Source organism: Rhodoplanes roseus, assembly GCF_003258865.1.
Classification (GTDB): Bacteria; Pseudomonadota; Alphaproteobacteria; order Rhizobiales; family Xanthobacteraceae; genus Rhodoplanes; species Rhodoplanes roseus.
Window position 1 is genome coordinate 1 of sequence record NZ_NPEX01000403.1, and the last position, 2543, is coordinate 2543.

4 protein-coding genes and 1 pseudogene are annotated in these 2543 nt (G+C 73.1%); 2 read left to right on the top strand and 3 right to left on the bottom strand.

Going from position 1 to position 2543, the window contains the following annotated elements; translation table 11 throughout:
• Nucleotides 1-357, bottom strand: a pseudogene (locus tag CH341_RS29025) (hypothetical protein); the annotation flags it as partial.
• A gap of 301 nt (nt 358-658) precedes the next feature.
• Here CH341_RS29025 and CH341_RS34565 point away from each other — a divergent pair.
• A complete protein-coding gene (locus tag CH341_RS34565; RefSeq protein WP_170149854.1) occupies nt 659-835 on the top strand; it encodes a hypothetical protein in 177 nt (58 codons plus the stop codon).
• Nucleotides 836-845: 10 nt separating this feature from the next.
• On the opposite strand, the gene CH341_RS29030 is transcribed toward CH341_RS34565, so the two are convergent.
• Nucleotides 846-1433, bottom strand: coding sequence for a nucleoside deaminase (locus CH341_RS29030; RefSeq protein ID WP_111422731.1), 588 nt, complete (start codon nt 1431-1433; stop codon nt 846-848).
• Nucleotides 1434-1519: 86 nt separating this feature from the next.
• On the bottom strand, nt 1520-1768 hold the full coding sequence (locus CH341_RS29035; RefSeq protein ID WP_210208664.1) for a hypothetical protein: 249 nt from the start codon (nt 1766-1768) through the stop codon (nt 1520-1522).
• Between the two features lie 329 nt (nt 1769-2097).
• Here CH341_RS29035 and CH341_RS34570 point away from each other — a divergent pair, with 329 nt between their 5' ends.
• Nucleotides 2098-2424: an ATPase inhibitor subunit zeta gene (locus tag CH341_RS34570; RefSeq protein ID WP_170149855.1), complete on the top strand. Its 327-nt coding sequence runs from the start codon at nt 2098-2100 to the stop codon at nt 2422-2424.
• Nucleotides 2425-2543: the final 119 nt, after the last annotated feature.

Genomic DNA, 2543 nt, shown 5'->3' on the forward strand with positions numbered 1-2543 from the left:
CCGCACCGGCCGCACCGGCGGCACCGGCCGCACCGGCGGCACCGAGGGCGGCGACGCGGCAGCCGCAGGCGTCTCGCCTACGGGGGCGGCGACCGGGCTCTCCTCCGCGACCACGGCGGGCGGGATCTCCTCGGAGACGGGCGGCGCCTGCGGCGGCGGCACGGGCCCGTCGGCTTCGGGTCGCCACGCGTCGCGCCGCATATCGGCCGCGGGCGGGCTGGCTCGCGGAGCCTCCCGCAGGGCGGCGACCTGCTGCTCCAGCCCGATCAGGCGGGTGCGCAGCTCGGCGATGCGCCGGCGCTCGCCCCAGGCGAGGATGATCGCCGCAACGGCGGCCAGCAGCGCCAGCATCTCCATGTCGGCTTCTCCTGCGCGCCCACCGGGCCCCGGCCCCGGGTGCGAACGCGCGCCGGGACGGAGCTTACGGACAAAGCGTTTGTGTCGGGTGAACCGGGTCGACCGGCTCGGCGCGATGAAAGGTTGCTGCGAACCGGCAAAGCGTTCGAACAGCCGACCGCGGGGCCGGACCGATGGTCAGCGGCGGATTGCCGGCGACCGAGGACCGCGGTTGTTGACGTGGCGCATGGCGGCCGCTGCGAAACGGCCCACGCTGCCGTCTGGTTCGGCGATTTCCGATCCTCGGATCGAGGAGGCTCGCATGACCGTCCGTTCGCTTCCCCCGCTCCCGTCCGGACCCGGCCGCACGTTGGCCATCGGGCTCGCTGTTCTGTTCGTGATCGGGCTGTTGCTCGGCCTGATGCTGCCGATGCGCGGCGCGCACGGCATCGGGCCGCACGAGACCGGGCCGCCGCCGGCAGCCACCGCCCTGCGCTGAACGCGCGGCGTCAGAGCCCCGGAAACAAGGACCGCAGCATCCGGCGGCGCGGCCGCACGGCCGGCGCCGCCGCGTCGTGATGGACGTGAAAGCATCCGCGCATGCGGATGATCGTCCAGATCAGCGGGTTCCAGGCGAACCAGCCGCGCTCGGCGTCGGCCGCGAGCACGTCGGGCCGCACGTCGGGCGGCGCGCCGAACACCTCCGGCATGGCGCGCGAGAGCTCGGCATCGTCGAGGATGTTCCACTTCGAGTGGCCGCCCATCTTGGGCGACCGCAGCCCGTAGACGACGCGGCCGATGCGCGACTCGCGGATCGCGAAGGAGCACATCGCGCAGGGCTCGACCGTCGTGTAGAGCGTGCAGCCCGACAGGCTGCGCCGGCCGAGGGCGCGGCGTGCCTGCGCCATCGCGACGATCTCGGCGTGACGGGTGACGTCCTGCTCGCGGCGCACCGCGTTGGTCGCCTCGGCCACCACCTCGTCGTCGCGGCAGATCACGCAGGCGAAGGGCAGCTCGCGACGGCCGCCGCCGGCACCGAGCGCGATCGCCCGGCGCATCATCCGGTCGTCGATGGTGTCGAGACTCGCCCCTTGCATCCGGTCCGCTCCCCCACCCCGAGATACAGCGGGACGGGGTGATCGGACAAGCCGACCATCGGATCAGGATCGCGGCGCCCCGTCGCTTATTTGTAACCGGCCGCCTCGAAGACGGCCCGGCAGTCGGGGCTCAGGCGGCTCATGCGGGCGGCGAGGCACGCCGTGATGGCGCGGACATTGGGGATCTCGCCGGCGCAGAGCCGGAACACGTCCGGCCGGCACGCCCGCTGCTGGGCCGCCGTGCCGCGATACTCGCCCTGGGCGCTCGCGGCCGTCGCCGCGCCGATCGTCCCGAGCACCAGTGCCACCGCCACCAGCCGCGTCCGTGTCGCCATCGGGTGCCTCCATGATGATCCGCAAGCGGCCGGCCCACGTCTCCACGCGCGGGCGCCCGGCGAACCGATCGACGTTGGTGCGGGCACGGCGACGCGCGGTTCGACGGCGGCCGGGCGGGCTCCTGCCCACACCCGGACATTGCACGCGGCCGCGACCACCCGCCCCTGGACAGATGCGACATTCGTCTATAGGTACTTGTACCAATCCGGCAGGACAACCCGGTTTCAGGACCCGGATGTCCGGGCGACATCGAACCCGGGACATCGAACCCGGCCGGCACACGGACGCTCAACGTCCGGACCGAGAGGACCCAGAGGGAGACACGAGAATGACGACACAGGTCGAAGCCTTCGCCCGCCGCGCCACCGCCCGCGACTGGTGCCCGGAAGCCGACACCCGCGACAGCATCGTGGCCCGCCGCAACGCGCTCGCCGGCCTGTGGGCCGGCCGCCTGATGCGGATGCCGGACGACACGCTCACGATCTATGCCGCCGAGGTGCACGCCTCCGGCTCGATGACCGGCAGCGACGCCATCGTGCAGAAGCTCTGGTACGACCTGAACCGCGCCGGCGTTCCGATGTCGCGCGACGCGGTCGCCTCGAAGATCGGCGAGCTGCATCGCGACGCCATCGGCCAACTCAGCTCGACCGACTGACGGCCGGCCCGCGGCGGCGCAGTCGCTTGCGCCGCGTCGCCGCGCGGGCGACGATCTCGCATCGGAAGCTTCGCCAGGAGTCGTCTCGTGCCGATCGACCGTCGCCGTCTGCTCGCCGG

What these genes read in the sequence shown, in the direction of transcription:
- CH341_RS29035 (WP_210208664.1), bottom strand. Translation starts at nt 1,768, where the DNA reads ATGGCGACACGGACGCGGCTGGTGGCGGTGGCACTGGTGCTCGGGACG.
- CH341_RS34565 (WP_170149854.1), top strand. Translation starts at nt 659, where the DNA reads ATGACCGTCCGTTCGCTTCCCCCGCTCCCGTCCGGACCCGGCCGCACG.
- CH341_RS29030 (WP_111422731.1), bottom strand. Translation starts at nt 1,433, where the DNA reads ATGCAAGGGGCGAGTCTCGACACCATCGACGACCGGATGATGCGCCGG.
- CH341_RS34570 (WP_170149855.1), top strand. Translation starts at nt 2,098, where the DNA reads ATGACGACACAGGTCGAAGCCTTCGCCCGCCGCGCCACCGCCCGCGAC.